Genomic DNA, 26,997 nt, shown 5'->3' on the forward strand with positions numbered 1-26,997 from the left:
TCCGAGGCCGAAAGTATTTTCGTGGGTGGGTCAGTTCGCCGGAACCCCGACGACGCCGTCCGCGATCAGCGTCGAGGCGTGATCGGCGTTGGTTCCGAGGATGTCGGCGAGAACCGCGATCGAGTCGCCGCCGACCTCGGAGGCGGGTCCGGTGCCCAGGTGCGCGCCGTCGAACGAGGCGGGGTTGGCGGCAGCCAGATAGCGTCCGATTCGAGGTTGATCGAGTGCGGAGAACATCGGGTTGTTCTCGAGTTCACCCGATTTCACAACCTCTTCGAAACTGCGGTACCTCTCGAACAGAACTGACGATGTGTCCAGCGCTGCAGCGATCTCGGCGCCGCTGTGTTCCCGGAACCAGTGTGAGAACAGGGCAGTCAGCACCTCTCGATGACGGTAGCGGTCCGCTTCGGTGGAGAAGTCCGCTCCGAGTGCGGTTTCGACGGCGTCGACAGCCGCCGTGGTGCCGGTGACCGACGCAAGGTCGCGGAAATGGCGAGTAGTGAGGGCGACGATCATGAACCGTTCGTCGTCACTGGAGACGAAATCGATTCCGTACGTGCCGTAGACGGCGTTGCCACCGGACTCACGACTGCGGCCGTTCACCTGCACTTCGGTGAGGTAGCCGAGAGTTCCTGCGGTGGCCAACGCGACGTCTTCGAGCGGGAGCGTGATCCGAGATCCATGTCCGGTCGAGTCACGTTGGCGCACTGCGGCAGTGATCGACAGGGCGGCGTAGAGCCCGCATGCGACGTCCCAAGCGGGTAAGGCGTGATTGACAACACCGGCGTAGTCCGCGGGGCCGGTGATCTGTGGAAATCCCAACGCGGCGTTGACCGTGTAGTCGACTCCGGGGCTGCCGTCGCGGCGCCCGAGGATCTCGAGAGTGATGACGTCGCTGCGCAACTGGGCCAGGGAGTCGTGGCTCATCCAGTTGCGGCCGCCGGCATTGGTGACCAGGATTCCGCCGCCAGGTCCCGGAGCCGTGACCAGTTGGCGAATCAGTTCCTGGCCGCGCTCGGCACGCATGTCCACCGAGAGTGAGCGTTTGCCCTTGTTGAGCCCGGTCCAGTAGATGCTTTCACCCTCGGCCGTCACCGGCCATCGGTTGTAGTCGGAGGCTCCTCCGATCGGATCGATCCGGATCACGTCGGCACCGAGTTGTGAGAGAGTCAGCCCGCACAGGGGTGCGGCGACAAAGCTCGAGACCTCGACGATGCGAAGCCCGGACAGCGGGCCGGGGGTCTGAGTCATCTGTGTTCCTCCGGGGTAGAAGAGTGTGCGGTCATGCCATCAACACGGTGAAACGCCAGTCGAGGACCGGAGTTTGTGTTGCAGAAGCATTGTGGGAGAACACGAGTGAACGCAGCTGCACTGCGGTTCCGTGTTCGAGGGGCGACGAACCTTCGACGTGCAGTTCGCTCGAGAGGGTATCGCCCTCGTGAACGGGTCCGGCGTGATCGCACGAGTGCCACCCCAGCACTGTCACCACGTTCGGCAGTGCGCGAGTTGCCTGGGCGAGAGCAATCCCGATGGTGTGGCCGCCGTAGACGAGGCGACCGTGAGTGCCGACGCGCTCGTCGTGGTGCGTTGCTGCGATGTTCAAGCTCAGGCGGGCAAGTTCGGGGGCGCTCGAGACGACGTCGCCGCTGCTACGGAACACGGAGCCCACCAAACCTGATTCGAAGTGCTTGCCGGGCACCCGCTCTCGATATGTGTCGAGGTCCCAGCCACTTGGTGAGACGTACGGAGCCGGTTCGAGCGGACCGATCGCACCGAGGTCGTCGGCGTGGCGGGTTCTCGTCTCGATCGGGTCGGGGCTCAGCGGGAGCATGGCGCAGCGGTAGAAGTCGAGGACCGTGTTGCCGTTCTGGTCAGCGGACGTCATCCGTAGCGCCGCAAGTCCGGTGGCGGCGCGTCCCGGCTTGGCCGAGTTCTCTCGTAGACCGACCACTTCGGTCCGTGTGTACAGGGTGTCGCCGAGCACGGGGAAGCGATGGAATCGCAGTCCACGGTAGAAGAGGTTCGCCTTGACGTGGTGAGTGACCACGGTGGACTGACCGATGGCAATGTCGGTGACCAGTCCTGGATTGGCCACTGGTGCAGCAGAACCCGTGACGCTCGACGACAAGTGTGCGTCGAGGGGCAGGCGCATGCGGTCGCCGAGAATTGCCTGATGTGCGGCGGCGAGTCCACTGGTCAACGTCACCGCGGGGGCTTCGTCGAAGATCTGTCCGTGGGTCAGCTCGTCGAAGTACGGTCCTCCTACGTAGTGCTCGCTCATACGGAGACTCCTTCAGCTCGGGCAAGCGTACGACGCGCTGCCACGGCCACAGCTTCGTCGAGCATCTGACCGTCGAGTTGGGCGGCGCCCGAACCCAGGGTCTCGGCTTCTTCGAGTGCGGTCAATACCCGCCGGGCCTCACTGACTGTGTCCTCCGAAGGGGTGAATGCGCCAGTGGCCGAGTCGATCTGCGCCGGATGGATGACCCATTTGCCGTCGAATCCGAGAGCGCTGGTCCAGTGCGCAGCGCGCCGGAAGGCGTCGTCGTCGGCGATGCCGAGAAAGGGCCCGTCGATTGCGGCGATGCCGGCCGCACGGCAGGCGATCAGGATTCTGTCCTGGACGGCAAGCCAGTGTTCCGGCAGCGCCGAGCGCGAGCGACCCAGTGCTGCACCGAGATCGGCGTATCCGATGATCGCGCCCTGGAGGCGAGGAGTCGCGCGGGCGATGGAGTCGGCATTCTGGACGCCTAGCGGAGTTTCGATCAGCGCTTGCAAGGTGGTGTGGTGCCCGCCTGCAGTCGCGAGGATCTGTTCGGCCTCGAGCAGTTCGTCGGACGACTCGACCTTCGGGACGATCACGCTGGTCAGCGATTCTCCGAGGGCGCCGCAGGCGATCAGGTCGTCGCGGGCCCACGGCGTTGCCAGGCCGTTGATCCTCACCGAAATGGTGCGCGTCGCACCGAACTCCTGCACCAGCGCGGTGACGAGGGCTCGCGCCAGGTCCTTGTTTGCCGAAGTGACGGCATCCTCGAGGTCGAGAATCACCTCGTCTGCGCTCGATGCGATGGCTTTGCGCGCCTTGCGCTCGTCCGAACCCGGTGCGACCAGAGACGCGCGGCGTCTGGTCGAGCGGTAGTGGTTCTCGTCCATGTGTGTCGATTACCTCGATCTGGGGTTCAAATGTACGGCCAGTTGTGAAAGTGATGAGCTGCCGTGAACGGCGTTGATGTGCACCGAACTGCCTCGATGCTGGCAGTTGCTGCGTATCCATGTCAAGGAGCGGTATTGACATTGCGCGAACAATATCGAAATATGGCCGTACAAACTTTTTTCAAGTCGAGGCGGATTCATGCTCAAGCTCAACGACGAAGAGACATTTCTGATCGAAACCGTGCGCCGGTTCGTCGACCGAGAGGTCAAGCCCACAGTTCAGGAGGTGGAGCACGCGAACGAGTATCCCGAGAAGTGGATCGATCAGATGAAGCAGATCGGGATCTACGGTCTCGCGATTCCCGAGGAGTACGGCGGATCGCCGGTGTCCATGCCCTGTTATGCGCAGGTGACGCAGGAACTGTCGCGAGGGTGGATGTCCCTGGCGGGAGCGATGGGCGGTCATACGGTGGTCGCGAAGCTCATCGCACTGTTCGGTACCGAAGAGCAGAAGGTGAAATACCTGCCGCAAATGGCAACCGGTGAGATCCGGGCAACCATGGCACTCACCGAGCCTGGCGGTGGCTCCGATCTGCAGGCCATGACGACCAACGCCAAGAGCGACGGCACAGATCTGGTCGTCAACGGGGCCAAGACGTGGATCACCAATGCCCGCCGGTCCGGCGTGATCGCCTTGCTGTGCAAGACCGATCCGAGTGCAAGCCCTCGGCATGCGGGCATCTCGATCGTTCTCGTCGAGCACGGCGAAGGACTGACGGTCTCCCGCGATCTCCCGAAGCTCGGGTACAAGGGCGTCGAGAGTTGTGAATTGTCCTTCGACAACTACCGAATCTCCGAGTCGGCCATTCTCGGTGGCACTCCTGGCAAGGGATTCGGGCAGATGATGAAGGGGCTCGAGACCGGCCGTATCCAGGTGGCATGCCGTGCGCTGGGCGTCGCCACGGCTGCACTCGAGGATTCTCTTGCCTACGCGCAGCAGCGCGAGAGCTTCGGGCAGCCGATCTGGAAGCACCAGTCGATCGGGAACTATCTCGCCGACATGGCAACCAAGTTGACTGCGGCACGGCAGCTGACCTGGCACGCGGCGCAAATGTACGACAGCGGCGAGCGGTGCGACATGGAGGCAGGCATGGCCAAGCTGTACGCCTCCGAGGTGGCAATGGAAATCGCGTTGTCCGCCGTCCGCATCCACGGTGGTTACGGCTACTCGACGGAGTACGACGTCGAACGGTATTTCCGTGATGCGCCGCTGATGATCGTCGGTGAGGGAACCAACGAAATTCAGCGCAACGTGATCGTTTCGCAGTTGGTTGCCCGCGGCGGTCTGTGACGGCCCGGTGAGCAAGTAGGATCATGTCGCTATGAGCGGTAAGGAAAGAGAGACGGAGCCGGCGTACCAACGCCTCTCTCGTGAGCTTCGTCAGCAGATCTCTGCCGGTACCTACCGCGACGGCATTCAACTGCCCACCGAATCCGAACTGGCGCAGCATCATGGCGTGAGCCGGCAGACGGTCCGCCGAGCCTTTCACGACCTCGTTGCCGAGGGCATCGTGTACCGGGTACCCGGGCGCGGAACGTTCGTGACCGAGAACAGTGGCCGCTATCTCCGTCATCTCGGGTCCATCGAAGATCTCATGAACCTTTCGCGGGACACGACGATGGAAGTAGTCTCACCGCTGCAACGGCGCGTGGACATCGAGGCTGCCAGTCGGCTTCGGCTCGACACCGACGTCGTGTACACCGTGGTCTTTCGGCGGATACACGAAGGGGTTCCGTTCGTTCAGACGACGGCGCATCTGCCGGAGGCGATAGCTCGTCAGATCATCGACCTACCCGCAATGGCCGCCGGTGCGGTGAGCGCAAATACCGTGATCGGCTTGCTGGAACCGCTGATCGACAGTCCGATTGTCGAAGCAGCACAATCGATCACGGTGTCCCCGGCGACGGCAGACGTGGCCAGGGACGTCGATTGCGAGATCGGGCACGCCATGTTGCGAGTGGATCGGTTGTACTCCAACGCGCAGGGCGTCGCCAACGAGCTGTCGGTGAGTTACTTCTTGCCGGAGCAGTACACGTATCGGGTGACACTGCGCCGGGGCGCACATTAACGCTGCGCCGGGGCGCACATTAGAGCTGCGCCGGGCGCTGTTGCTTTCCTTTGCTGTTCAACACTTTTCAGGAGAGAACTATGCGAATTTTCAACGGAATCGACGAAGTAGAGACGGCTGTCGGTGAGCACTTGGGCTACAGCGCGTGGTTCCCGGTCACACAGGATCGGATCGACAAGTTCGCCGACGCCACCGAGGATCATCAGTGGATTCACGTGGATCCCGAGCGCGCAGCGCAGGGCCCTTACGGCGGCACCATTGCCCACGGCTATCTGACCCTGTCGTTATTGCCGGTGCTGGGCGCTCAGGTGATGCGCGTCGACGGAATTTCCATGACCGTGAACTACGGCAGCAACAAGGTGCGATTCCCCGAACCGGTCAAGGTCGGTTCGTCGGTGCGAGCGGGCGCGGAGATTCTTTCCTTCGAGCGCACGGCGAAGGGCGCGACGATTGTCGTGCGGTACACGATCGACATCGAAGGAGCGGGCAAACCTGCGCTGGTGGCAGACACCGTGCGCCTGCTGGTTGCCTGAGCCCTTTTCCATTATTCCAGAACGAGATTCGAGGTCAGTTGTGAAACGAGCAGCATTGGTCGCGCCGGTCCGAACCGCGGTGGGCCGCTTCGGAGGGGCACTTCGAGACGTGCCGGCGGAAAGTTTGGCTGCCACCGTGGTCAAGGAGACTGTGCGTCGTAGCGGAATCGATCCGTCTCGCATCGACGACGTCGCGATGGGGCAGTCGTATGCCAATTCGGAGGCGCCGTGCATCGGTAGGTGGGCGGCGCTCGAGGCCGGGTTGCCCATTTCGGTGGCCGGCTTCCAAACGGATCGCCGATGCGGAACGGGCCTGCAAGCCATCGTCACTGCGGCCATGATGGTCCAGACGGGTGCTGCCGACGTGGTTCTGGCGGGCGGTGTCGAATCGATGAGCGGGATCGAGCACTACACCACCGGAGCGCGGTGGGGCACCAAAGCCGGTGGGCTGCAACTGTTCGACCGCCTCGATCGTGGTCGCGAGCGCTCGCAACCCGAGTGGCGTTTCGGCCGGATCAGCGGAATGATCGAAACGGCCGAGAACGTCGCGACACGCTGCGGGATCAGTCGGGAAGAGTCGGACGCGTTTGCCGTCGACAGTCACCGAAAAGCAACACTGGCAAGAGATTCCGGCCGGTTCGACGCCGAAATCGTCACCGTCGAACTGAAGGATCGAAAAGGGAACGTCACACAGTTCCGTGCTGACGAAGGGATCCGTTCGGACACCTCACTCGAAACTCTGGCACGGCTGCGTACGGTAACCGAGGGTGGCGTCGTGACCGCCGGTAACGCCAGCCAACAGAATGACGCTGCCGCAGCGATGTTGGTGGTCGCCGAGGATCGTCTGGACGAGCTGGGGCTGGAGCCCATCGGGTTCCTCGACAGCTGGGCCGCAGCCGGTTGTGAACCGGCGCTGATGGGTCTCGGGCCGGTCGCCGCCGTCTCGAAACTGTTTGCCAGGACGGGTGCAGGCTTCGCCGACTTCGAGCTGGTCGAACTCAACGAAGCGTTTGCGTGCCAGGTTCTCGGTGTCGTGAAGGAATGGGGTTTCGAGGACGTCGATCGCCTGAACGTCAACGGTTCCGGCATCTCGCTCGGGCACCCCGTGGGAGCGACGGGTGCGCGCATGGCGACGACGGCCCTTCACGAACTCAGCCGTCGCGGCGGCGGAAAAGCGCTGTTGACCATGTGCATCGGCGGTGGCCAGGGCATGGCGGCCGTGGTGGAGTCTGCCTGACCAGGTCGCGCTTCTGGGTACACTTGCGGCGGGGGATCGGAAGTTCTACGGAGGCAGTCGGTTGACGAATGCAGGTGCAGCAGACACCAGCGGCGCGCTGAGCATCGAGGATGTTCGTCGCGCCAGGGCTGCACTCGAGGGTTTGGACGTCACCAGTTGGTCCGGTCGCTTCGAACTGCTCTCCGACGCCAACCGTCTGCGTCTGCTGCTCTGCCTTCACCACGCACCGGGTATCTGCGTCACGGATCTGTCCGTGGCGCTGGGGATGAGCGGCACAGCCGTCTCACATGCGCTGCGACTGCTGCGTAGCCAGGGATGGGTGAGCGCGACGCGCGACGGCCGATCGATGCGATACCAACTGGCAGACGACACCGTTCACCAGTTACTGCATTCGATCGGCGCCACGCATTTTCACGAGGAGTCACACACCCCCGGGCACACGCACAGCTGAGCGGCTCTCAAGGAGTCGCGAAGAACTTCTCGACGGCCGGTGCAGCGTTCGGGTTTCCGTTGGTGATTCCTGCGCCGACTCCGGCAACCGTGCCGATGACTCCACCGACAATGCAGCCGGCGATGAAGTTCGGGAAGATCGACAGGCAGCCGATTCCGACGCCTAGGTTGGCCCCGATCAGCGTCGACTGCAGGCCACCGTTGTTCCAGCCGGTATTGACCTCGTTGGCCATGGTGTCGAACGCGGCCTGCTTCGGATCGTTTCCGGGGAAGAGCATCAACGCCGCCTGGCTGTTCGACTCGGCGGTCGGGGTGAACAGGGGTTGGGACGGATCGAAGCCCGCATTCGGGGGCGCTGCGACGGCAGTGCCGGCTCCGGCGCCGACAGCGGCGACAACGAGAACGGACATCGTGAGAGTTCGGGACAGTTTCATGGGGACGGCCAATCTGTCTGTGTGGAACCGGTCGTGAATGGTGGCGGTGCAGTTCGTCAGCCTGAACTCCACCGTCAGGATCGATCGTGCGGACCTCCTCGGGCACAACGGGACCCGTCGTCTTCGCGCGACGGGCCGTGTTTGGTGGCTACCCGACTCCGGGTGCCCTGAAACCGCCTAGTCTCATTCGTTTTTCGACAAGCGAGCGCGCAGTTCTTCGACCTCGGCAGTAAGGCGATCGACCTCGGCTTGCAAGGGTTGGCGTGCCAGAGCGAGTGATTCGTCCATACGTTCCTTGTCGAAGCGAGGCGTGATGTTTCGACTGCAGTTCCAGTCGAACGCTTCGACGTCGATGACGATGGAGCGCTGAGCTTTTGCCGTCATCGAGCCGCCGGGAACCTGCAAGAGTTGTTGCAGCAGTTCGGGGTCCTGATCCGCTTCGATCACCTGCGCGCGCCCGTAGATCTTCAATCTGGTCCGCGTCGGGTAGTCGATGACGAACAGCGAGATGCGATTGTTCTCTTCCAGATTGCCGAGTGTCACGAATTGCTGATTGCCGGGCAGATCGGCGAATCCGATTCGATTCGGACCCAACACATGCAGGAATCCGCGCGGGCCGCCGCGATGTTGGACGTACGGCCAACCGTCGGGCGTCACCGTGGACATGAAGAAGGAATCCACGGATTTCACGAATCCCTGAGCGCGGAAATCGAATTCCATCGGGCCTTCGTCGGGCTGATCGAGTTTCGAACCGTAGACGGTGAAGCTACCGGTCGACCGCTGACGCTCCACCGCAGCGGGTGAGAAGGCGATGTGTGCGTATCGGGTCGACATTTTTTATCTCCTGGTGCTCAGTGCCAGCGGTGGTCGGCAACGGCTGTTCGCGGACCGAACTTGGGTTTGACTGCTTGACCGCTGACCTGCAGCAGTCGCACAGCGCGGTATCGATGCGGTTGGAGGGGCGCGAGGTACTGCACCATCTGGGCGTCGTCGATCGGTTCACCCAGCAGCGACCACCCGACGACCGCGGCGAGGTGATAGTCACCGACCGAGAGTGCGTCGGAATCGCCGAAGGCACGCTGCGCCACTTCGGCGGCAGTCCAGATCCCGACGCCGGGGACCGCTCGCAATCGTTTGGTCGCTTCCGCCCTGGAGAACGTGGATGCCTGCTCGAGGCGGTCGGCGACGCGAGCGCACTGAACGATCGTCTTGGACCTCGCGGGATCGACGTTCGCACGATGGAACTCCCACGACGGCATTCGACGCCATTGGTCCGTGGTGAGTGGAACTCGCATTCCGTCGGGCGCGGGGCCGGGTGGGCGCTCACCGAACTTGGTCAACAGGCGGCGCCACGCGGCAAACGCGTCGATGCCGTGAACTCGTTGCTCGAGGATCGCTGGTACGAGAGCCTCCATGACGCGTCCGGTGCGGCCGATGCGCAGATGAGGGAAGCGTCGATGGGCTTCGGCGAGCTTGGGATGTTCGGGAGCAAAATCTTCGGCTTCGTCGTCGAGGCCGAGCAGCGCGTCGGCGCCTTCCAGTAATTCCGTGGCACCGGGACCCCACGCCTGCACGCGGACCGTGTGCCGATCCGACTGCGTGATGCGGTATGTCACAGGACCCGAAAGTTGGCGGGAAACTCGCCAGATCGCTCCGTCGGCGGACCGCCGATGTGCGGGGTCGCCGGGTCCGCGCTGATGCGGGCTGAGCGTCAGCGCGGCATCGAGTGGTCGCTGAGAAGTCACCGTGACTTCGTCGGCCGGAGATAGCGGCGTCATCGAGGTCAGCGTATCGCCACCGTCCATCCTCCGTTAAGGCGTGTGTCGGTGGCGCAACGTATTGTCCGAGCCATGATCATCGTGAGCACCGACGGATCCTGTCTGCGAAACCCCGGTGGGGCTATCGGCTGGGCGTGGGTCAATCACGAGGGTCCGAGCATGTCCGGCGGAGAAGCGTCCGGCACCAACCAGATTGCCGAGTTGCGTGCCCTCTTCGAGGCTGTCGTCGCGCATCCGGGTGGGGATCCACTGCTCATCGAATCCGACTCGCAGTACGCCATCAAGTGCGCGTCGGAATGGCTGCCGAGTTGGAAGCGCAAGGGATGGAAGACCGCGAGCGGCGGGGCGGTCAAGAATCTGGAACTGGTGCAGAGCATCGACCGAGCCATCACCGACCGTGTCGGACCGGTGCGCTTTCGCTGGGTGCGCGGGCACGTCGGCAACCACTACAACGAGATGGCCGACAAGTTGGCCGGCGAAGCCGCACGCGCCATCGTCTCGGGGGACATCGCGTCGGTCCCGCTTGCGGCGCCGGTGAAGAAGGAACCGACCGTCGTGAACTCCTCGTACAAAGAGAAGTCCACGACGGCCGAAGAACCGGCAGATTTGTTCACACTGTTCTGAGCGGTTCAGAAACCGTCGGCAACCTGAACCAGCGCCCGGCCCGTGTACTTGCCCTCGCGTACCTGATCGATCACCGAGACGACGTCGCGGACGGCAACGAGGTTCGTGATTTCCTTCAGATGACGTGGCGCAAGGTCGGAGCCCAGACGTGCCCACAGTGCACGACGGGGTTCGATCGGCATCAGTACCGAGTCCATGCCCAGCAGTGAGACTCCGCGGAGAATGAACGGCAGCACGGTCGTAGGCAGCGCGGCGCCACCGGTCAATCCGCTGGCAGCGACAACACCGCCGTAGTTGATCGTGCTCAGCACGTGGGCGAGGGTCTTTCCGCCGACGCAGTCGACGGCCGCAGCCCACTGGGATTTTCCGAGCGGACGGGGCTTGACGTCGGGATCCTCGGGGAGCCGGCCGATCACCGAAGACGCACCGAGAGACGTTAGAAGGTCTGCCGCACCGGGCTTGCCACTGGAGGCGACCACGTCGAAGCCTGCGCTTGCCAGAAGGTCGACGCTGACGGTGCCGACGCCGCCGCTCGCGCCCGTCACCAGGACGGGACCGTCGGCGGGCTTCACTCCGCTGGCCAGAATCGCTTGGACACTCATGGCGGCGGTGAATCCAGCCGTGCCGATTGCAGCAGCGTCGGCAGTGGAGATGCCGTCGAGCTTCACCACCCACTCGGCAGGCAGCCTGGCGATCTCCGCGTAGCCGCCGTTGCGGGCGGTCCCGATCTCGTATCCGTGGGCCATCACCTTGTCGCCGGGGGCGAACGCGTCGGACTCGGAGGCAATGACCTCGCCGGCAACGTCGATACCGGGGACGATCGGGTAGTCGCGAACCACCCCGCCCTTCGGGGTGACCGCGAGGGCGTCTTTGTAGTTGACGCTCGAATATTCGACACGAATGGTGACCTCACCTGCAGGGAGGAAGGATTCGTCGACGGTTTCGGGGGCGAAGTCGATGGAGCCGTCGCTGTCGCGGGCGACCCAGGCGTTGAAAGTAGTCATAAGTCGAACATAAAGGCCTTCGGCCCTGTGCGCCTTTTGGTAGTCCGCACTACCAAAAGGCGCACAGGGGCGGAGCCCCTAGATCAAGCTGCCCTCATGCACCGCTCGATCGAAAGCCGGCAGCGGACCGCCCGCGCGCAGGGTCGTCGCCAACGCAGGATCGGCGAGATGGAGACGGCCGATCGCGATCAGATCGAACTCACCACTGCCGATGCGCTCCTCGAGTTGCGGGATGTTGTCCACGACAGGTGCGACGCCTTCGATGCGACTGTCGCGCAGTGACTTTCCGATCCCGACGCTACCGACGGCCATCGTGACGGCACCGGTCAGCTTCTTTGCCCAACCGGCCAGTGAGAGGTCGCTGCCTTCGAAGGCCGGGACGTCGAAACGCCTGATGCTGGCGTCGAGGACGTCCACTCCGGCGTCGACCAGCGCACCCAGGATGACACCCAACTCCTCGGGAGTTTCCGCGATCTTCGCGGTGAAATCCTGCTGCTTGTGCTGCGAGAAACGGTAGATGATCGGCAGATCCGGGCCGATTGCCGCGCGGATTGCAGCGACGACGGCGGCCGGGAACTTGGTACGACGCTCCAGGTCGCCGCCCCACGCGTCGTCGCGCTGGTTGGTGCCCTCCCAGAAGAAGGAATCGAGGAGGTAGCCGTGACCGCCGTGGATCGCGATACCGTCGAAGCCGAGTTCGACAGCGTGCTTCGCGCTGCGGACATAGGCGTCGATGACGTCCTGGATGTCCTGCTCGGTCATCGCCTCGGTGCTAGCCTGCGCGCGCTCGACGTAGGCAGCGGAGTACGAGGTGACGCCGAGCGGGCCCCATTCACCGGAGGGGCGCATCGGCTTGAGTGACGGGTCCATCTGCGTCATCGCGCCCCACAGCGGTCCGACGTGCCAGAGCTGAGGCACGATCTTGCCGCCCGCAGCGTGCACGTCGTCGACGACCTTGCGCCATCCAGCCTGCGCAGCGGGGGTGTGGAGGTTGGGGACGTTGGCGTGATCGACAGCAGTCTCGTGATCGATCGCGACGCCTTCGGTGACGATCAACCCGGTGCCGCCCTCAGCGCGTCGGCGGTAGTAGTCGGCAACGTCGCGGCCGGGCACACCCTCGATGGAGTACGTGCGCGTCATCGGCGACATGACTATTCGATTGGACAGTTCGAGCGAACGGATGCGGAGCGGTTGGAACAGCGGGTTGGTCACTTCGTCACAGCGCTTTCATGAATCGGAAGAATCCGGGGTCCTGGTCGACTCGGAGTCGCGTCAGAGTTCGGTAGCTGATCAGCCACTTACCGTCTTCTTTGCGGTATTCCTCGTGGTAGTGGCCGTAGCCGTGCAGATGCAGCTCTTTCTCGCCGTCGTTCCACCACAACATGTCCTCCATTGCCCAGATACCGGTTGCGGTGGTGGGCGAGGTGAGCACGATTTCGGGGGTGTGTGCGTGGTGCGCTGTGGTGAGGGGGATGTCGCCGTCGAGCATGTTCCGAATTGCTGCGGTGAGCTTGTCGATTCCCACTACCTGGTTCGAGGTGTCACCGGTCTTGGGTTGCTTGTCTGTCGGGAGTCCGCCCCACGTCTCGCTGACGACGTCTGAGGTGTGCAGGGTTGGGTAGACGTGCCACTGCTTGGTGTCCATACAGCGTAGGCGCGCGGCGAAGACACGCTTGATTTCCTCGATGGCGAGCAGTTCCTCGACGGCACTGATCGACTCCACTTCGGACTCGGTCTGAGACATTCAACCTCCAACAGTGATCGGCAATATGGGTTCACATTCGGGTGCTCGGGTCAGGCCGTCAACGACCTGTCCCGGTGAGCGCGACGGCACTCGGTATGGTCGAGCGAACGAAAGGGGTGTCAGACGTGTGTACCGAAGAGGTCCCATCGACCGGACCGGAAGAGATTGCCGAGGTTCGGGCTTTCTGGCGCGATTTGGGTGTTCCGGGTGTGATCGACGTCCATACCCATTTCATGCCGAAGAGCGTCATGGACAAGGTGTGGGGCTACTTCGATTCCGCGGGACCGATGATCGGTCGACCGTGGCCCATCGCCTACCGACTTGCCGAGGAAGAACGGGTACACCGTCTCCGCGAGTTCGGCGTCCGGGCTTTCACGTCGATGATCTACCCCCACAAGCACGCGATGGCCGAATGGCTCAACCAGTGGGCCGTCGAATTTGCCGCGCAAACACCTGATTGCCTGCACACGGCCACGTTCTATCCCGAGGAGTCGGCGGCGTCGTACGTAGGGAAGGCGTTGGAGTCCGGGGCGCGAATCTTCAAGTCCCACATCCAGGTCGGCAACTACGATCCGAACGATCCTCTGCTCGACAAGGTCTGGGGTCAGCTCGAGGACTCCCAGACGCCCATCGTGATTCACTGTGGTTCGGGACCGGCTCCGGGGGAGTACACGGGGCCCGATCGCATCGCTTCGCTGCTGGCACGGTACCCGCGCCTGCCGTTGATCGTCGCGCACATGGGGATGCCCGAGTACAGCGAATTCCTCGATCTTGCAGAGGCTTACGGCAACGTCCGCCTGGATACGACCATGGCGTTCACCGACTTCACGGAAGAGCAGTGCGCCTTCCCGAAGGCCGATGTCTCTCGGCTCGTCGACATGCAGGACCGGATTCTGTTCGGTAGCGACTTCCCGAACATTCCGTACCCGTATCTCACCGCCTTGCAGGCGGTTACGCGCTTCGATCTCGGTGACGAGTGGCTGCGAGCCGTTGTGCACGACAACGCTGCCAAGCTCTTCTCGGTGAGCTGAGCCCACCGAGAAGACCTTCGACTCAGCCGGTGAGGAGCTTCGCTCAGCGCAGTTTGATGCTGCCGCCGTCGGCCATCAGCGTCTGACCTGTCATGTACTTGGAGTCCTCGCTCGCCAGGAACACCACGACGGGAGCGATGTCGGTTTCGGGATCACCGATGCGTCCGAGAGGTACCTTGGCGACGGATGCGGCTGCGCGCTCGGGGAAGGCTTCCTGCCACTTGACGACGCCTTCGGTGGCGGCGAACGGGCAGACAACGTTGACCCGAATGCCCTCTGGCGCCCACTCGTTGGCGACTACGCGAGTCAGGCCTCGCACAGCTTCCTTGGCTGCCGCGTAGGACGTCTGGGTGGGCATGCCGTCCAGGCCGGAGCCCGACGCGAAGTTGACGACCGAACCCTTGGTCTTCGCGAGTTCGTCGTGGCATGCCTGCATCAGGTGGACGACAGGGTAGAAGCCGGTGTTGAAGGACAGGTCGAACATGTCCTGCGTGGTTTCGAGCAACGGAGCCTGACGGGACGCGTGAGCGTTGTTCACCAGGATGTCGAGCTTGCCGAAAGCCTCGAGCGCGGCGTCACGGATCTGCTCGGCAGAACCTGTGGCAGCGAGGTCGACGTTCAGGAATTTGCCGGCCCCGGCCAGTTCCTCCTCGAGTGCCTGGCCCTGCTCGTCGTTGATGTCGACGAACAGGACCTTCGCGCCTTCACGAGCGAAGACTCGGGTGATGGCACGACCGATTCCGCCGGCGCCGCCGGTGACGATCGCTACCTTGCCGTTCAACCTCATGAAAACGCTCCTCTTCGTAGGTGCTTCTTAAACTGTTGCGGTCTCGTCGACTGCAAGGGCAATCTTTTCGAGGCCGGCGATGCTGTAGGCAGCGTAGGTCTCGTACGGTCCGCGGCCTGAGAAGTAGGACGAGAGCTGGCCACCGAGCTCTTCGACCGTGAACGCGGATCCGGCTGCGTCGAAACGATTTTCGACCTTGGGTGCTTCCATCAACGCCACCATCTTGCCGTAGACGACAAAGACCTGTCCGTTGATCTCGTCGGAATCGGGGGATGCGAGGTAGCTGACAAGGGTCGCGACGCGCTCGGGTGCCAGCGGATCGAGACCGCTTACGCCGGTGTTGTTCTCGCCGAAGGCTTCTGCTGTCATGGCGGTGCGGGCGCGGGGGCAGATCGCGTTGGTGCGGACGCCGTAGCGGGAGAGACCTGATGCGCTCGAGAGCGTCAGAGCGGTGATACCGGCCTTGGCTGCCGAGTAGTTGGGCTGTCCGGCGCTGCCGAAGAGGAAGGCCTCGGAAGAGGTGTTGATGATGCGGCCGTATACCGGTGCGTCGGCTGCCTTGCTGGCTGCGCGCCAGTGGACTGCGGCTGCGTGCGAGGTGGCGGCGTGACCCTTGAGGTGGACGCGGATGACGTCGTCCCAATCGGATTCGGTCAGGTTGAAGATCATCTTGTCGCGCAGGATGCCTGCGTTGTTGACGAGGATGTCGAAGGATCCGAAGTTCTTGACAGCTTCTTCGATGATGCGCCCGCCGAGCGACCAGTCGGAGACGTCGCCGGTGATGGCGAGTGCCTGTCCACCTGCGGCCTTGATCTCGTCGACCACGTCGTTGGCCGCTGCACCCATGTCGTTGACGATGACGGCTGCGCCGGCAGCGGCGAGTCCGAGTGCCTCGGCGCGACCCAGGCCGGCGCCGGCGCCGGTGACGGCGGCAACTTTGCCTTCCAAGCTCAGTGTTTGCGTCATGTCGTGCTCCTTCGATCCGGTCTGGCGGTAAGTTCGGTGAAATTAGTATTCATTCTAATTTGAAGTCGAGAGTTCGGTTGCCGTTCCGAAAAAACCATTCGAACAAAATCAGAATTAGTTCTAGTTTTGAACACAAGTCTGGCCATCTGAGGGGCAGTCCCACTCAGCGGGAGCGGTGATCTGGGTCACGAGCCGTGCATGCCACCTTGGGGCGACGCGGCGATCCCACCGCGTACGCGCTTGCGTCACCACCGATCCTGTCCCGGAGCCATCATGGTTGTCGACACCCCGAAACGTCCCCACCCCACACCTCCGTCGGAAATCCTCACGGCGGGATCGGCTTTCGCGACCTCTGGTGGTGCGACGGGTGAATCCGCTCAGTTCCTGGCCGCATTCGTCGGCGCCAGGATCGGATAGTTCTCACCGCAAACGCAGTACGGTCGGCCCCGAATCGCCGGGCCGGACATCAAGGAAGGCACCAGCAGTGTCATTGAATTTGGCAGATCTGTACGAGGGTATTTCGGATTTGATTCCGGACCGCACGGCACTCGTGTGCGATGGGCGTCGTCGTACCTACGTCGAGCTGGACGAGGGCTCGAATCGCATCGCCCGCCACCTGGCGAGTGTCGGTGTCGGGCCGGGCGACCACGTTGCTCTGCACATGCGCAACAGCATCGAGTTCGTCGAAAGTTTGCTCGGGTGCCTCAAAATCCGCGCGGTCCCGATCAACGTCAACTATCGCTACGTCGACGCCGAACTGACCTACCTGTACAACGATTCGCAGTCGGTAGCGCTGATCGTGGACGAGGAGTTCGTTCCCGTCGTGGAGACGGTTCTCCCGGCCGTGCCGGGCATCCAACACGTCGTCGTTGTCGGCGAGTCGGCGGTCCGCGACATCGAAGGTGTCGACGTCGTTCGATATGCCGACGCTGCAGCGGAGCAACCCGCTACTCGTGACTTCGCGCCTCGCAGCAACGACGACCTGTTTGTCATCTACACCGGCGGCACGACGGGAATGCCCAAGGGCGTCATGTGGCGTCATGAAGACTTCTACTTCGCGGCGCTCACCGGCGGAAACCCGTTCGGTCCGCCGCATACCACTGCCGAAGCTCTGTATGCCGCGGTGCCGAACGTTCCCGCGATGAACATGCTCAGCACCGCACCCCTGATGCACGGCGCGGCGTCCTACTCGCTGTTCACCGGATTCTTCATGGGTGCCAACGCAATCCTCATGGCGCGGTTCGACGCGAAGTCGACGCTGCAGCTCGCCGGGAGTGAGAAGGCCGTCTCCATCACCGTCGTCGGAGATGCGATGGCTCGTCCGCTCGCAGACGAATTGGCGTCGAACGCAGCAGATTACGACCTCAGTACAGTCGGAATGATTTCGTCGGGCGGAGCGTTGTTCTCGCTCTCACTGCGCGAGCAGCTCAAGTCGATGCTTCCGAACCTGGTGATTCGCGACGGATTCGGCTCCTCCGAGTCGGGAGTCGACGGCAATCTCGAAATCGGCGAAGACGGCCTGATGCGCATTGCCGCTCGCGACGAGACCCGCGTCGTGGACGAAAGGATGCGGCCGCTGGAGCCGGGATCCCCCGAGACCGGATACATCGCTCGCAGTGGTCACGTGCCGGTCGGTTACTTCAATGATCCGGTCAAGACCGCGGCTACGTTCCCGGTGATCGACGGAGTGCGGATGTCGGTACTCGGCGACGTCGGACGCGTGGAAGCCGACGGCTCGATCGTCCTGCTGGGACGTGGTTCTCAGTGCATCAACACCGGCGGGGAGAAGGTGTACCCGGAAGAGGTCGAACAGGCACTCAAGAGTCACCCGGCAGTGCTCGACGCTCTGGTCGCGGGAATTCCGGATGCGAAGTTCGGTGAGCGCGTCGCTGCGGTCATCACGACCCGCGAGGGCTTCGACGTCCCGGACGCTGCCGAGATCGGTGAGCATTGCGCGTCGCACGTTGCTCGGTACAAGGTGCCGCGCACTGTTGTCAGTGTGCCGTCGATCAGGCGCTCTCCCAGCGGAAAGGCCGACTATCGCTGGGCCAAGGCCACTCTCGCCGAGCAAGCCTCCTGATCCGGCCGGAGTCATCCAGCGCGTTTGTGAGGGACGCGTTGGGTGGCTCCGGTGCTCTAGCCTGTCACCGTCAGAACCAGCAGCGCGACGTTGAGCGCAACGATCAAGCCCGCTGCAACCCATGCCGCGACGGTCGTGAGCGGGGCATTGCGCGCGTCGCCCATGAGTTCGGGGTCCGAGGTCATACGCACCAGTGGGATGATCGCGAAGGGGATGCACAGGCTCAAGACCACCTGGCTGAGTACGAGTGCGAGAGTCGGGTCGACGCCGAGTCCGAGCACGATCAGCGCCGGGATGAGAGTGACGATTCGGCGTGTGATCACCGGAATGCGAATGGCCAGAAGGCCATGCATGATCTCGGCGCCGGCCGCGCACCCCACGGAGGTCGACGCGAGTCCGGAGGCGAGGAGTCCGATCGCGAATACTACGGCCACGCCAGGGCCGAGTGAATTCTCGATCGCGGCATGCGCGCCGTCGATGGTGTCGGTGCCGGGTACTCCGCGCAGTGCCGACGCGGCCAGGAGCAGCATGCCGATGTTCACGCCGCCGGCGATGATCAACGCGACGACGACATCCCAACGCGTGACCTTGAGTAGTCGCTGCAATCGTGGCCCAGGTTTGATGTGGCCGTGGCGATCTCGGGCCAATGCGGAGTGCAGGTAGATCGCGTGCGGCATGACCGTGGCGCCGAGCATGCTGGCGGCGAGCAGTACGGTCTCGGTTCCTTCGAAGCGGGGGACCAGTCCGGCGACGGCTTCGCTTCCGGAGACGTCGGTGAAGGCGAGTCCGGTCAGGAAGCCGATCGTGATGATTGCCAGCAATCCCATGACCACGAACTCGAAAGTGCGCTGCCCGCGCCGACTTTGGATCGTCAGGATCACCATCGACACGCAACCGGTGATCAACCCACCGACGAAGAGCGGGACGTTGAAGAGCAGGTTGAGTGCGATGGCGCCGCCGATGACCTCGGCCACGTCGGTTGCGATCGCCATCATCTCGGCCTGGAGCCAGAACGCGCGACGGTTGTTCTTACGCAGGCGCTGACCCAGCATTTCGGGCAGGGATCTGCCGGAGACCAGCCCGAGTTTCGCGGACAGATACTGCACCAGGACGGCCATCGCGTTGGCGAGTACCAGCACCCAGATGAGCAGGTAGCCGTACTTCGCGCCGGCAGTCAGGTTGGCGGCGACGTTGCCCGGATCGACGTACGCGATGGCCGCGACGAACGCCGGACCGAGCAGGGCGATGGATCTCCCCGTAGGTCGTCGGCGCGGAGTCGTCGGCTCTTGCGTACTGGTGCTCATCGGTCTCCTGGTCGCACGTACTCGGACCTGCCGGTTCGAATATGTGAACTATAGAGTTCGGGGGGCCGAACTTTCAACCGCTGTGCGCGGTTAGTGACCGCAGAGACTCTCTAACCGCGCACAGGGGTTAGGCCGTCACCCCGGCTGCCAGCAGGGCGCGGGCCTCGGGTCGGCCGTCGAGGAGAGCGTTGGTGCGCAACTCGACCTTCCACTCGCCGTCTGTCTTGATCAGCTCCCAACGGTTTGCGGTGATGCGGAGGACCTTGAATCCCGTCGGGTTCTCGGGATCCTTGATGACCAACTGTGAATGGCAGGTAGCGACGGCCTTGTTGCCGTCGATGCGGATGTGCGCGGGCGTCATCATGTGCGCCGCGCCGTTCATGATCCAGTTCTGGTGAGAGGCGCTGTGAACCATGGCCCGCAGTTCGGCGCGGCCGTGCATCGCGCCGGTGTCGACGTCGTAGACACCGTCCTCGAGCCACAGGTTCGCGACTTCGTCGGCCGATCCGCTGTCGACGGCGGGGCTGTACGTGGTCAGCAGTTCGGTGATCGCGAGCTTGTCCTCGAGCAATTCCACTCGGGCGAGCAGGGATTCGATCAGGGCGGTCGAGTCAGTCATCGGTACGTCCTTTGCATTGGATTATCGGCGAATCAGGAAGTGGTGAAAGAGAAGCCCTCGGCGAGGGCGATTCGGTGAAGTTCTTCGAGTTGTTCGCAGTAGTGTTCGGCGCTTCGAGCGCCGACCGAGCAACTGACTATGGTCGCCCCGGCGTCGCGGACGCGAGTCAAGGCGCGAAGCGTGGACTCGGGATCGCCGAGGGGATCGAGCGGAGCGCCGGCGGGGAGGACGACGTCGAATCCGTCGGGGAGCGTCGTGGCGCCCAGCATTTCCTTCAGTTCGGAGAATCTCAGCCCGAACGGGACCCACCCGTCGCCGTGTGTGGTGGCTCGGCGCAACGATCTCTTGGTCCGGCCGCCGATCCACAGTGGCACACGTTTCTGGACGGCATGAGGTTCGACGACAAATCCGGAGTAGTCGTAGAACTCGCCGTGATACTCCGGAGTCGGCGTCGACAGCGAAACCCGAAGGGCGGCCAAAGCGTCGTCGGCACGCGCTCCTCGATCGGTGAACGGAGCATTTACGAGATCGAATTCTTGTTTCAGAGTTCCCACTCCGAGTCCGAGTATCAGGCGTCCGTTGCTGACACGATCCAGCGTTCCGTAGCGCTTGGCGATCTCGAGGGGATGGTGATAGCCCAGCACCAGCACCTGCGTCGCCAGCAGGATTCGTGACGTACGTGCGGCGAGAAAACCGAGGGTGGCGAGCGGATCCCAGTAGGTTCCGCCACGTTCGGTGGCGATCTCTTCTGGAACCGCGACGTGTTCACTGCAGGTCAGATGGTGGAAACCGAGTTGATCCGCCGCGGCAGCAATTGTGGCAATCTCACCGATGTCAGCACTCGCCTCCCACTCCGAACGTGTGCTCGGGTGCTGAATCAGGACCGGCGTGACGATTCCCAGGTGCATCGGGCGTTTATAGCCCTCCCGCACGCGCGGCGGCAGGTGAATTACCGCTGATCGGGATCGAAAAGGTTGATTCACTTTCCAGAAACTGTGACCTGGGTTATAGTCGGTAGAATCAATTCCAGTTTTCGGGAGGCGTCCATGACCATCGTTGACATGAACGACACACTGTCCACCGTCCAGACCGCCGCCGGGCTACCCAAGAAGGATCTGCCGCCGTCGATGGTCGAGCGGATGACACTGATTCTCGACGCCTTCGACGGCCGCGCCGCACGGCTGACGCTGGAAGAGGTCGCGTGCCGCACTCAGTTGCCGCGGTCCACCGTCCACCGCATTCTCGATCAGCTCGTCAAACTGGACTGGGTTGATCACGCATCGTTCGGCTACTGTCTCGGGCGCCGTGCACTCGGCCTCGGTGGTGGCGACGGCGGCCACAGCCAGATCCGCGAAGCCGCGGCGCCGCTTCTGCACGAGTTGCACCTGCAGACCGGCATGGTTGTTCATCTGTCGGTGCTCGACGGGCGCGAGAGTGTCTACCTCGACAAGGTCGGCGGGCGGTTCGCCGCGGCGCTGCCGTCCCGCGTCGGCGGCCGAGTACTCGCCCATTCGACGGCCGGAGGCAAGGCGATGCTGGCGTGGATCGACCCTGAGCGTGTCGACGCTCTGTTCGGGTCGGCGCTTCCCCGCTGCACCGAGAACACGATCACCGACGTCGCGGTGCTCCATCAGGAACTGAACCGGATCCGTCAGCGTCGGGGACTGGCCTTCGAGCGCGGTGAGTCGGCGCGTGGGGTCGCTTGTGTGGCGTCGGCAATTCGCGGACACGAGGGTCCTGTCGGCAGCATCGCGTTGTGTGGGGACATGCGGACCGCTCAGCTCGAGCGAGTTGCTCCGCTGGTCGTCGACGCGGCTCGCGAGGTCTCGCGCACGCTGTACCCCGAACTGGGCGCTCCCCGCCGTGGCCGCAAAACCCCTCCTGTTCCGACCAATACGTTCTCCGCGGAGACGATGGATCGCCTGCTGGCAGCGTCGTCCGACCACTGGATCTGACGTATTTTGATCGACTTGTCTCGCTGATCGGGACGAGTCATAGCAGCTCAGCGGTACTGATGGCACCGTTCGGACCATGACGACTGAACTGAGCTACGAGGGAACCCTGAAGGAACTGCAGACCGATCTCGGTGTGCTCCGGTACCACGAAGCCGGCGACGGCCCGCCGCTACTGCTGCTGCACGGATCGGGCCCCGGAGTCACCGGTTGGCGTAACTACCGCGGCGTTCTCGCGGACTTCGCGGAGCACTTCCACTGCTACGTTCTCGAGTTTCCCGGATTCGGCGTCAGCGATCCCGGCCCCGACCATCCGATGATGATGGCGCAGGCATCGGTCGGCATGTTCCTCGACGGCCTGGGCCTCGGACCGGTCCACATGATCGGTAACTCCATGGGCGGCATCGTCGCCACCAAGGTTGCGATCGACGAGCCACATCGGGTCAGCAAGCTCGTCACCATCGGCGGCATGGGCAAGAACACCTTCTCTCCCGGCCCCGGTGAAGGCATCAAACTCCTCATGGAGTTCACCGACAATCCCACCCGCGAAGCTCTGGTCCGTTGGTTGCATTCGATGGTCTTCGACCGTGCCGTTGTCACCGAGCAGCTCATCGAAGAGCGTTGGGCCCTCGCCACCGAGCCGACGACGCTCGAGATCGCCCGCCGTATGTACAGCAGCAAGGCCATGGCGGCTATGGGCGCGGCTGCTGCTGCGTCGACCGCCGTGCCGTACTGGGCGCAGTTGAACAAGATCAAGGCGCCGACGCTGTTGACCTGGGGACGCGACGACCGCGTCAGCCCCGTGGACATGGCGATTCTGCCGATGCGCGACATCCCCAACGGCGAAGTTCACATCTTCCCCAACTGCGGACACTGGACGATGATCGAGGCCCGCGACGCTTGGGTTGCGTCCGTTTTGGCATTCCTTACCCGGCCCGAAGGCAAGTAGGGGCGGCGCACAGGGGGTGCTCCCACTCACCGGGAAGCGTTTCTGCACTTCGGCAGGCTCCCTGCCACCGTTTCATCAACAGATTTTCATTCTGCCTAGGCGCTCGCCGGGTACCGAAACCAGAAAGCCGGAAGATCATGGGTCAGGTTCTAGACAACATTTCACAGTTCGCCGACGAGATCCGCGCCGACGGAGTCGAGGGCGACAAGCTGATGCGCTTGACGGACGGCAGCGCGAAGCGACTGCGCGACTCCGGTGTCATCCGGATGTTCCAGCCGAAGGAGTTCGGCGGCCTCGAGGCACATCCGCGTGAATTCGCCGAGACCGCAATGGCTATCGGCGCGATGGACGGTGCCACCGGCTGGGTCAGCGGCATCGTCGGCGTCCACCCGTGGGAGCTCGCGTTCTTCGACAAGAAGGCTCAGGAAGAGGTCTGGGGAACCGATCCCGATACGTGGATGGCGTCGCCGTATGCGCCGATGGGTGTCGCGAGGCCGGTCGAGGGTGGGTACATCCTCAACGGCCGCTGGTCGTTCTCCTCGGGAACCGATCACTGTGACTGGATCATGATCGGTGCGATGGTCGGTGACGAGACCGGTAAGCCGCTGATGCCGCCGAAGCACCTGCACGTGCTGTTGCCGCGCTCCGATTACGACATCGACCAGGACAGCTGGAACGTCGTGGGGCTGCGCGGAACCGGTTCGAAGGATCTGATCGTCAAGGACGCGTTCCTGCCCACCTACCGCACGATCGACGCCGGAAAGGTGTACGACGGAACGGCATGGAAGGAAGCGGGTCGTACGGAGACGTTGTACAAGTTCCCGTTCTCGTGCATCTTCCCGCTCGGTATCACCTCGTCGTTGATCGGTATCGCCGAGGGTGCGTTGGCGTGCAACATGGCTGCGCAGCGTGAGCGGGTGACGGTCAGTGGTGTTCCGATCAAGGAAGATCCGTATGTGCTCTTCGCGATCGGTGAGGCGGCTGCCGAGATCGCTGCTTCTCGGGCTGCGATTTTGGAGACGGTGGATCGTTTCTGGGACATGACCGAGAAGGGGCAGGAGGTTTCGTTCGAGCTTCGTGCGATCGGTCGGCGTACGCAGACTGCTGCGGCGTGGCGTGCGGTGCGGGCGGTGGACGAGATCTTTGCTCGTTCCGGTGGTGGGGCTTTGCAGTTGAACACGCCGATGCAGCGGTTCTGGCGTGATGCTCATGCCGGTCTGGCGCATGCGATTCACGTGCCCGGTTCCATTTTCCATGCGTCGACGCTCTCGCAGCTCGGTGGCGAGCCGCAGGGCATCCACCGCTCGATGATCTAGTCCCACAAACATTCTCGAAGCAAGGACGGTTAGGCATGACTGAAATTCGGGGTCTGGGATATCTCAGGATCCAAACGCAGGACGTGGCTCGCTGGCGCGAGCTCGTGGTCGACGGACTCGGCCTCGCGGTCGGTAGTGGCCCGGAAGCCGACGGCCTCTACTTGCGCCTGGACGAGCGTCGTGCGCGACTGATCGTCCTGCCCGGCGAGACGGACAAGGCTCTCGCAGTGGGCTGGGAAGTGCGAGATCAGTTCGCGCTCCAGCGTGTTCGTGAAGCGGTCGAGAAAGCCGGAGTCGAGGTCGAGGTTCTTTCCGAGGTCGACGCCAGCTACCGCGATGCCGAGCAGGTCATCGCCTTCGACGATCCCAACGGCAATCGCGTCGAGGTGTTCTTCGGGCCGGTGCTCGACCACAGCCCGTTGGTCACCCCGCACGGCGGCCGTTTTGTCACCGGCGATCAGGGCCTCGGCCATGTGGTGCTTCCGGTTACGCGTTTCGACGAGGCGTACACGTTCTACACCGAGGTGCTCGGATTCCTCCCGCGCGGTTCCATCCGTCTCGGCGGAATCGACGCGCCGCCGCCGGCCCGCCGAGTCCGTTTCATGGGTGTCAATCAGCGTCACCACAGCCTCGCGCTGTGCCCGGCGCCGCCCGTGGACGAGCCCGGTCTCGTGCACTTGATGATGGAAGCCGAGACTCTCGACGCTGTGGGTCAAGCTCTCGATCGTGTTGCCAAGCTGGGCTTCTCGATCTCCTCGACGTTGGGTCGCCATACGAACGACAAGATGGTGTCGTTCTACGTGCGTGCACCGGGTGGCTGGGATCTGGAGTTCGGGTGCGAGGGCATGCTCGTCGACGAAACCTTCTACACCGCTGAGGAAATCACAGCGGACAGCTACTGGGGCCACGACTGGTCCGACAGTGAACCGCTGGCTGCGTTCACTCCCAAGAGCTAGCTCTTCGCAACGAAAAAGCTCGGCCCCAATGCATGTCGGGGCCGAGCTTTTTCGTGTGTTCGATCAGGAAGCTGCTGCTGCCAAACCGGTTTCGAGGTCGGCGAGAATGTCGTCGATCCCTTCGATGCCAACCGCGAGGCGGACGAGCCCCGGGGTGACGCCCGAAGCGAGCTGCTCTTCGGGGGTGAGCTGCGAGTGCGTCGTCGACGCGGGGTGGATGACGAGTGAGCGAACGTCACCGATGTTGGCGACGTGGCTGTGCAGTGTCAGGGCGTTGACGAACTTCTTGCCCGCGTCGACACCACCGGCAAGCTCGAATGCGACGATTGCGCCGGTGCCCTTGGGTGCCAGCTGCTTTCCGCGCTCGTGCCACGGTGAGGAGGGCAGTCCGGCGTAGGCGACCGAGGTGACCTCGGCGCGGCCGTCGAGGAATTCGGCGACCTTCTGTGCGTTGGATACGTGGCGCTCGATGCGCAGGCTCAAGGTTTCGATGCCCTGCGAGATGAGGAAGGCGTTGAACGGCGCGATGGCCGAGCCGAGGTCGCGCAGAAGCTGAACGCGTGCCTTGAGTGCGTAGGCGGGCGCGCCCAGGTCGGCGAAGGTGACGCCGTGGTAGCTGGGATCCGGGGTGGTGAAGTTGGTGTGGCGTCCCTGGGTCCAGTCGAAGGTGCCACCGTCGATGATGACGCCGGCGATCGCGGTGCCGTGTCCGCCAAGGTATTTGGTGGCGGAGTGGACGACGATGTCGGCGCCGTGCTTCAGCGGTTGAATGAGGTAGGGCGTTGCGACGGTGTTGTCCACGATCAGCGGGATGCCGTTCTCGTGGGCGACCGCACTGATACCGGGAATGTCGAACACGTCGTTCTTGGGGTTGGAGATGGTTTCACCGTAGAACGCCTTGGTGTTCGGACGGATGGCCGCACGCCAGTGCTCGAGATTGTCCGGGTCTTCGACGAAGTCGACGGTGATACCCAGCTTGGGCAGCGTGTAGTGGAAGAGGTTGTACGTGCCGCCGTACAGACGGGGGCTGGAGACGATGTGGTCGCCGGCCTCGGCAATGTTGAGGATCGCGAAGGTCTCGGCGGCCTGACCGGACGCAACCAGCAGAGCTGCGACTCCACCTTCGAGGGCGGCGATGCGCTGCTCGACGGCATCCTGCGTCGGGTTCATGATGCGGGTGTAGATGTTGCCCGGCTCGGCGAGGCCGAAGAGCGCGGCAGCGTGGTCGGTGTTGTCGAAGACGTAGCTGGTGGTCTGGTAGATCGGCAGTGCCCGAGCGTTGGTGGCGCTGTCCGGGCCCTGCCCGGCGTGGACCTGCTTGGTTTCGAACGACCAATCGGCAGTCGGATCGGCTTCGACGGGGGTGTTCTCGCTCATGAATTCATACTCCGTGGTGAAGGGTGGGTTGATGCGGGTCAGGCGGTTTCGACGACTGTATGCACTGGGACGGGATTGCGGGTGAGATCGAGTACGGGGCAGTGGGCGTCGACGGTCTCCTGCAGCTCCAGGTAGCGCTCGCGAGTTTCCGGACCGGTCAGGGTGACGACCACGCGGACCTCGGAGAATCCCGGACGGACCGCGTCGTCGAAGCCGAAGAATCCACGGACGTCGAGATCGCCTTCGGCTCTGGCCGAGATGTCGTCGAGCGCGATACCGAGTTTGTCGGCCCAGACGCGGTAGGTGACCACCTGGCAGGACAGAAGAGAAGCGAGGTAGTACTCGACTGGATTGGCTGCGGTGTTCTCGCCGCCGAGGGCCGGTGGCTCGTCGACCTCGACGCTGTACTTACCGAGAGAAATGGTGCTGGCAACGGCGTCGTGCGCCCGGGCGGAAGCCTTGAAGACGACGTGCGCTTTGCTCGCGTCCTTGTCGATGGCGTCGGCGTTGGCTGCTACGACGGAACTCAGGTGGGAGATGGAAGCGGTGGTCATGACAGAAATGTCCCCTGATC

29 protein-coding genes are annotated in these 26,997 nt (G+C 63.4%); 13 read left to right on the forward strand and 16 right to left on the reverse strand.

Going from position 1 to position 26,997, the window contains the following annotated elements:
* Nucleotides 1–30: 30 nt before the first annotated feature.
* From ACFWEM_RS04135 to ACFWEM_RS04145, 3 genes are read right to left on the reverse strand one after another with little or no spacing between them, the layout of a single operon-like run.
* Nucleotides 31–1,251: a CoA transferase gene (locus ACFWEM_RS04135; protein WP_378446868.1), complete on the reverse strand. Its 1,221-nt coding sequence runs from the start codon at nucleotides 1,249–1,251 to the stop codon at nucleotides 31–33.
* A 31-nt stretch (nucleotides 1,252–1,282) separates the two neighbouring features.
* The gene (locus tag ACFWEM_RS04140; RefSeq protein ID WP_378531392.1) at nucleotides 1,283–2,281 is read right to left on the reverse strand and encodes a MaoC family dehydratase; all 999 of its coding nucleotides are present in this window, start codon (nucleotides 2,279–2,281) and stop codon (nucleotides 1,283–1,285) included.
* Complete coding sequence (locus tag ACFWEM_RS04145; protein WP_378531394.1) at nucleotides 2,278–3,153, reverse strand: HpcH/HpaI aldolase/citrate lyase family protein; 876 nt, start codon at nucleotides 3,151–3,153, stop codon at nucleotides 2,278–2,280. Before ACFWEM_RS04145 ends, ACFWEM_RS04140 begins: the two co-directional genes overlap by 4 nt.
* A gap of 199 nt (nucleotides 3,154–3,352) precedes the next feature.
* Here ACFWEM_RS04145 and ACFWEM_RS04150 point away from each other — a divergent pair, with 199 nt between their 5' ends.
* The 5 genes from ACFWEM_RS04150 to ACFWEM_RS04170 all read left to right on the forward strand — a co-directional run bounded on the left by ACFWEM_RS04150 (nucleotide 3,353) and on the right by ACFWEM_RS04170 (nucleotide 7,503).
* Nucleotides 3,353–4,504, forward strand: a complete 1,152-nt coding sequence (locus ACFWEM_RS04150; protein ID WP_378531397.1) for an acyl-CoA dehydrogenase family protein — start codon at nucleotides 3,353–3,355, stop codon at nucleotides 4,502–4,504.
* A 31-nt stretch (nucleotides 4,505–4,535) separates the two neighbouring features.
* Entirely contained in the window at nucleotides 4,536–5,282 is a 747-nt protein-coding gene (locus tag ACFWEM_RS04155) for a GntR family transcriptional regulator (protein ID WP_003940169.1), read from the forward strand.
* 80 nt (nucleotides 5,283–5,362) lie between these two features.
* The gene (locus ACFWEM_RS04160; protein WP_378531399.1) at nucleotides 5,363–5,815 is read left to right on the forward strand and encodes a MaoC family dehydratase; all 453 of its coding nucleotides are present in this window, start codon (nucleotides 5,363–5,365) and stop codon (nucleotides 5,813–5,815) included.
* 40 nt (nucleotides 5,816–5,855) lie between these two features.
* Nucleotides 5,856–7,052, forward strand: coding sequence for an acetyl-CoA C-acetyltransferase (locus tag ACFWEM_RS04165; RefSeq protein ID WP_378531401.1), 1,197 nt, complete (start codon nucleotides 5,856–5,858; stop codon nucleotides 7,050–7,052).
* Nucleotides 7,053–7,113: 61 nt separating this feature from the next.
* Nucleotides 7,114–7,503, forward strand: a complete 390-nt coding sequence (locus tag ACFWEM_RS04170) for a metalloregulator ArsR/SmtB family transcription factor (RefSeq protein ID WP_317552083.1) — start codon at nucleotides 7,114–7,116, stop codon at nucleotides 7,501–7,503.
* Between the two features lie 7 nt (nucleotides 7,504–7,510).
* On the opposite strand, the gene ACFWEM_RS04175 is transcribed toward ACFWEM_RS04170, so the two are convergent.
* From ACFWEM_RS04175 to ACFWEM_RS04185, 3 genes are all read right to left on the reverse strand, one after another.
* The gene (locus ACFWEM_RS04175) at nucleotides 7,511–8,008 is read right to left on the reverse strand and encodes a hypothetical protein (RefSeq protein WP_378531404.1); all 498 of its coding nucleotides are present in this window, start codon (nucleotides 8,006–8,008) and stop codon (nucleotides 7,511–7,513) included.
* Between the two features lie 111 nt (nucleotides 8,009–8,119).
* A complete protein-coding gene (locus tag ACFWEM_RS04180; RefSeq protein ID WP_378531406.1) occupies nucleotides 8,120–8,770 on the reverse strand; it encodes a pyridoxamine 5'-phosphate oxidase family protein in 651 nt (216 codons plus the stop codon).
* A 17-nt stretch (nucleotides 8,771–8,787) separates the two neighbouring features.
* The gene (locus tag ACFWEM_RS04185) at nucleotides 8,788–9,741 is read right to left on the reverse strand and encodes a DNA-3-methyladenine glycosylase family protein (protein WP_378531408.1); all 954 of its coding nucleotides are present in this window, start codon (nucleotides 9,739–9,741) and stop codon (nucleotides 8,788–8,790) included.
* A gap of 45 nt (nucleotides 9,742–9,786) precedes the next feature.
* Here ACFWEM_RS04185 and ACFWEM_RS04190 point away from each other — a divergent pair, with 45 nt between their 5' ends.
* Nucleotides 9,787–10,338 carry a ribonuclease H gene (locus ACFWEM_RS04190; protein WP_317552080.1) on the forward strand — a complete coding sequence of 184 codons (552 nt, stop codon included), beginning with the start codon at nucleotides 9,787–9,789 and terminating at the stop codon, nucleotides 10,336–10,338.
* Between the two features lie 5 nt (nucleotides 10,339–10,343).
* Here ACFWEM_RS04190 and ACFWEM_RS04195 read toward each other — a convergent pair whose 3' ends face one another.
* The 3 genes from ACFWEM_RS04195 to ACFWEM_RS04205 all read right to left on the reverse strand — a co-directional run bounded on the left by ACFWEM_RS04195 (nucleotide 10,344) and on the right by ACFWEM_RS04205 (nucleotide 13,086).
* Nucleotides 10,344–11,342, reverse strand: coding sequence for an acryloyl-CoA reductase (locus tag ACFWEM_RS04195; RefSeq protein ID WP_378531410.1), 999 nt, complete (start codon nucleotides 11,340–11,342; stop codon nucleotides 10,344–10,346).
* A gap of 78 nt (nucleotides 11,343–11,420) precedes the next feature.
* Nucleotides 11,421–12,554, reverse strand: coding sequence for a 12-oxophytodienoate reductase (locus ACFWEM_RS04200; protein WP_208690221.1), 1,134 nt, complete (start codon nucleotides 12,552–12,554; stop codon nucleotides 11,421–11,423).
* Between the two features lie 4 nt (nucleotides 12,555–12,558).
* A complete protein-coding gene (locus ACFWEM_RS04205) occupies nucleotides 12,559–13,086 on the reverse strand; it encodes a nuclear transport factor 2 family protein (protein WP_378446857.1) in 528 nt (175 codons plus the stop codon).
* Nucleotides 13,087–13,211: 125 nt separating this feature from the next.
* On the opposite strand from ACFWEM_RS04205, the gene ACFWEM_RS04210 reads away from it, so the two are divergent.
* Nucleotides 13,212–14,117, forward strand: coding sequence for an amidohydrolase family protein (locus ACFWEM_RS04210; protein WP_378531412.1), 906 nt, complete (start codon nucleotides 13,212–13,214; stop codon nucleotides 14,115–14,117).
* A 43-nt stretch (nucleotides 14,118–14,160) separates the two neighbouring features.
* Here ACFWEM_RS04210 and ACFWEM_RS04215 read toward each other — a convergent pair whose 3' ends face one another.
* On the reverse strand, nucleotides 14,161–14,904 hold the full coding sequence (locus ACFWEM_RS04215; protein WP_378531415.1) for an SDR family NAD(P)-dependent oxidoreductase: 744 nt from the start codon (nucleotides 14,902–14,904) through the stop codon (nucleotides 14,161–14,163).
* 27 nt (nucleotides 14,905–14,931) lie between these two features.
* Complete coding sequence (locus ACFWEM_RS04220) at nucleotides 14,932–15,870, reverse strand: 3-oxoacyl-ACP reductase (protein ID WP_378531417.1); 939 nt, start codon at nucleotides 15,868–15,870, stop codon at nucleotides 14,932–14,934.
* A 273-nt stretch (nucleotides 15,871–16,143) separates the two neighbouring features.
* On the opposite strand from ACFWEM_RS04220, the gene ACFWEM_RS04225 reads away from it, so the two are divergent.
* The gene (locus ACFWEM_RS04225) at nucleotides 16,144–16,287 is read left to right on the forward strand and encodes a hypothetical protein (protein ID WP_378531419.1); all 144 of its coding nucleotides are present in this window, start codon (nucleotides 16,144–16,146) and stop codon (nucleotides 16,285–16,287) included.
* Between the two features lie 67 nt (nucleotides 16,288–16,354).
* Complete coding sequence (locus ACFWEM_RS04230) at nucleotides 16,355–17,950, forward strand: acyl-CoA synthetase (RefSeq protein ID WP_378531421.1); 1,596 nt, start codon at nucleotides 16,355–16,357, stop codon at nucleotides 17,948–17,950.
* A gap of 56 nt (nucleotides 17,951–18,006) precedes the next feature.
* On the opposite strand, the gene ACFWEM_RS04235 is transcribed toward ACFWEM_RS04230, so the two are convergent.
* The 3 genes from ACFWEM_RS04235 to ACFWEM_RS04245 all read right to left on the reverse strand — a co-directional run bounded on the left by ACFWEM_RS04235 (nucleotide 18,007) and on the right by ACFWEM_RS04245 (nucleotide 20,781).
* Nucleotides 18,007–19,254, reverse strand: a complete 1,248-nt coding sequence (locus ACFWEM_RS04235; protein ID WP_378531423.1) for an Nramp family divalent metal transporter — start codon at nucleotides 19,252–19,254, stop codon at nucleotides 18,007–18,009.
* A 127-nt stretch (nucleotides 19,255–19,381) separates the two neighbouring features.
* Nucleotides 19,382–19,873, reverse strand: a complete 492-nt coding sequence (locus ACFWEM_RS04240) for a nuclear transport factor 2 family protein (protein ID WP_378531425.1) — start codon at nucleotides 19,871–19,873, stop codon at nucleotides 19,382–19,384.
* A 32-nt stretch (nucleotides 19,874–19,905) separates the two neighbouring features.
* Nucleotides 19,906–20,781, reverse strand: coding sequence for a TIGR03619 family F420-dependent LLM class oxidoreductase (locus ACFWEM_RS04245; protein ID WP_378531427.1), 876 nt, complete (start codon nucleotides 20,779–20,781; stop codon nucleotides 19,906–19,908).
* Between the two features lie 138 nt (nucleotides 20,782–20,919).
* On the opposite strand from ACFWEM_RS04245, the gene ACFWEM_RS04250 reads away from it, so the two are divergent.
* The 4 genes from ACFWEM_RS04250 to bphC all read left to right on the forward strand — a co-directional run bounded on the left by ACFWEM_RS04250 (nucleotide 20,920) and on the right by bphC (nucleotide 25,046).
* A complete protein-coding gene (locus tag ACFWEM_RS04250; protein WP_378446850.1) occupies nucleotides 20,920–21,828 on the forward strand; it encodes an IclR family transcriptional regulator in 909 nt (302 codons plus the stop codon).
* Nucleotides 21,829–21,904: 76 nt separating this feature from the next.
* Complete coding sequence (locus tag ACFWEM_RS04255) at nucleotides 21,905–22,774, forward strand: alpha/beta fold hydrolase (RefSeq protein ID WP_019745379.1); 870 nt, start codon at nucleotides 21,905–21,907, stop codon at nucleotides 22,772–22,774.
* A 137-nt stretch (nucleotides 22,775–22,911) separates the two neighbouring features.
* Nucleotides 22,912–24,090, forward strand: a complete 1,179-nt coding sequence (locus tag ACFWEM_RS04260) for an acyl-CoA dehydrogenase family protein (RefSeq protein ID WP_378531429.1) — start codon at nucleotides 22,912–22,914, stop codon at nucleotides 24,088–24,090.
* A 35-nt stretch (nucleotides 24,091–24,125) separates the two neighbouring features.
* Nucleotides 24,126–25,046, forward strand: a complete 921-nt coding sequence (gene bphC / locus ACFWEM_RS04265; RefSeq protein WP_095968411.1) for a biphenyl-2,3-diol 1,2-dioxygenase — start codon at nucleotides 24,126–24,128, stop codon at nucleotides 25,044–25,046.
* 63 nt (nucleotides 25,047–25,109) lie between these two features.
* Here bphC and ACFWEM_RS04270 read toward each other — a convergent pair whose 3' ends face one another.
* A complete protein-coding gene (locus tag ACFWEM_RS04270; protein ID WP_378531431.1) occupies nucleotides 25,110–26,423 on the reverse strand; it encodes a bifunctional o-acetylhomoserine/o-acetylserine sulfhydrylase in 1,314 nt (437 codons plus the stop codon).
* Between the two features lie 38 nt (nucleotides 26,424–26,461).
* Complete coding sequence (locus tag ACFWEM_RS04275) at nucleotides 26,462–26,977, reverse strand: OsmC family protein (RefSeq protein WP_378531433.1); 516 nt, start codon at nucleotides 26,975–26,977, stop codon at nucleotides 26,462–26,464.
* Nucleotides 26,978–26,997 lie beyond the last annotated feature (20 nt).

This window comes from Rhodococcus sp. NPDC060176 (assembly GCF_042728675.1).
In the GTDB taxonomy this organism is placed as follows: Bacteria; Actinomycetota; Actinomycetes; order Mycobacteriales; family Mycobacteriaceae; genus Rhodococcus_F.

Excerpts from the sequence above, each read along its gene's own strand:
- ACFWEM_RS04135 (WP_378446868.1), bottom strand. The coding sequence starts at position 1,251 with ATGACTCAGACCCCCGGCCCGCTGTCCGGGCTTCGCATCGTCGAGGTC.
- ACFWEM_RS04140 (WP_378531392.1), bottom strand. The coding sequence starts at position 2,281 with ATGAGCGAGCACTACGTAGGAGGACCGTACTTCGACGAGCTGACCCAC.
- ACFWEM_RS04145 (WP_378531394.1), bottom strand. The coding sequence starts at position 3,153 with ATGGACGAGAACCACTACCGCTCGACCAGACGCCGCGCGTCTCTGGTC.
- ACFWEM_RS04150 (WP_378531397.1), top strand. The coding sequence starts at position 3,353 with ATGCTCAAGCTCAACGACGAAGAGACATTTCTGATCGAAACCGTGCGC.
- ACFWEM_RS04155 (WP_003940169.1), top strand. The coding sequence starts at position 4,536 with ATGAGCGGTAAGGAAAGAGAGACGGAGCCGGCGTACCAACGCCTCTCT.
- ACFWEM_RS04160 (WP_378531399.1), top strand. The coding sequence starts at position 5,363 with ATGCGAATTTTCAACGGAATCGACGAAGTAGAGACGGCTGTCGGTGAG.
- ACFWEM_RS04180 (WP_378531406.1), bottom strand. The coding sequence starts at position 8,770 with ATGTCGACCCGATACGCACACATCGCCTTCTCACCCGCTGCGGTGGAG.
- ACFWEM_RS04185 (WP_378531408.1), bottom strand. The coding sequence starts at position 9,741 with ATGGACGGTGGCGATACGCTGACCTCGATGACGCCGCTATCTCCGGCC.
- ACFWEM_RS04190 (WP_317552080.1), top strand. The coding sequence starts at position 9,787 with ATGATCATCGTGAGCACCGACGGATCCTGTCTGCGAAACCCCGGTGGG.
- ACFWEM_RS04195 (WP_378531410.1), bottom strand. The coding sequence starts at position 11,342 with ATGACTACTTTCAACGCCTGGGTCGCCCGCGACAGCGACGGCTCCATC.
- ACFWEM_RS04205 (WP_378446857.1), bottom strand. The coding sequence starts at position 13,086 with ATGTCTCAGACCGAGTCCGAAGTGGAGTCGATCAGTGCCGTCGAGGAA.
- ACFWEM_RS04215 (WP_378531415.1), bottom strand. The coding sequence starts at position 14,904 with ATGAGGTTGAACGGCAAGGTAGCGATCGTCACCGGCGGCGCCGGCGGA.
- ACFWEM_RS04220 (WP_378531417.1), bottom strand. The coding sequence starts at position 15,870 with ATGACGCAAACACTGAGCTTGGAAGGCAAAGTTGCCGCCGTCACCGGC.
- ACFWEM_RS04225 (WP_378531419.1), top strand. The coding sequence starts at position 16,144 with ATGGTTGTCGACACCCCGAAACGTCCCCACCCCACACCTCCGTCGGAA.
- ACFWEM_RS04235 (WP_378531423.1), bottom strand. The coding sequence starts at position 19,254 with ATGAGCACCAGTACGCAAGAGCCGACGACTCCGCGCCGACGACCTACG.
- ACFWEM_RS04240 (WP_378531425.1), bottom strand. The coding sequence starts at position 19,873 with ATGACTGACTCGACCGCCCTGATCGAATCCCTGCTCGCCCGAGTGGAA.
- ACFWEM_RS04245 (WP_378531427.1), bottom strand. The coding sequence starts at position 20,781 with ATGCACCTGGGAATCGTCACGCCGGTCCTGATTCAGCACCCGAGCACA.
- ACFWEM_RS04250 (WP_378446850.1), top strand. The coding sequence starts at position 20,920 with ATGACCATCGTTGACATGAACGACACACTGTCCACCGTCCAGACCGCC.
- ACFWEM_RS04255 (WP_019745379.1), top strand. The coding sequence starts at position 21,905 with ATGACGACTGAACTGAGCTACGAGGGAACCCTGAAGGAACTGCAGACC.
- ACFWEM_RS04260 (WP_378531429.1), top strand. The coding sequence starts at position 22,912 with ATGGGTCAGGTTCTAGACAACATTTCACAGTTCGCCGACGAGATCCGC.
- bphC (WP_095968411.1), top strand. The coding sequence starts at position 24,126 with ATGACTGAAATTCGGGGTCTGGGATATCTCAGGATCCAAACGCAGGAC.
- ACFWEM_RS04270 (WP_378531431.1), bottom strand. The coding sequence starts at position 26,423 with ATGAGCGAGAACACCCCCGTCGAAGCCGATCCGACTGCCGATTGGTCG.
- ACFWEM_RS04275 (WP_378531433.1), bottom strand. The coding sequence starts at position 26,977 with ATGACCACCGCTTCCATCTCCCACCTGAGTTCCGTCGTAGCAGCCAAC.